This is a genomic window from Bacillus sp. EKM202B (assembly GCF_011066025.1).
In the GTDB taxonomy this organism is placed as follows: domain Bacteria; phylum Bacillota; class Bacilli; order Bacillales; family Bacillaceae_G; genus Bacillus_A; species Bacillus_A toyonensis.
Genome location: NZ_JAAMNK010000133.1, coordinates 1 through 248, shown reverse-complemented (window position 1 = coordinate 248; position 248 = coordinate 1). Strand labels below are relative to the sequence as shown.

Here is a 248-nt window from a genome sequence, read left to right as displayed (position 1 = left end):
GGTGAGCCATGAAGGATTCGAACCTTCGACCCTCTGATTAAAAGTCAGATGCTCTACCAACTGAGCTAATGGCTCATTTTGAAAGTGGTGCCGGCTAGAGGACTTGAACCCCCAACCTACTGATTACAAGTCAGTTGCTCTACCAATTGAGCTAAGCCGGCTTGCGATTTCAAAATGGTGGCTCGGGACGGAATCGAACCGCCGACACGAGGATTTTCAGTCCTCTGCTCTACCGACTGAGCTACCGA

Annotated in this window: 2 tRNA genes; both read right to left on the bottom strand. The window is 50.4% G+C overall.

Going from position 1 to position 248, the window contains the following annotated elements:
• Positions 1–2 precede the first annotated feature (2 nt).
• Positions 3–75: transfer RNA gene (locus tag G9F74_RS29710), tRNA-Lys, on the bottom strand.
• Between the two features lie 10 nt (positions 76–85).
• A tRNA-Thr gene (locus tag G9F74_RS29705) sits at positions 86–161 on the bottom strand.
• Positions 162–248 lie beyond the last annotated feature (87 nt).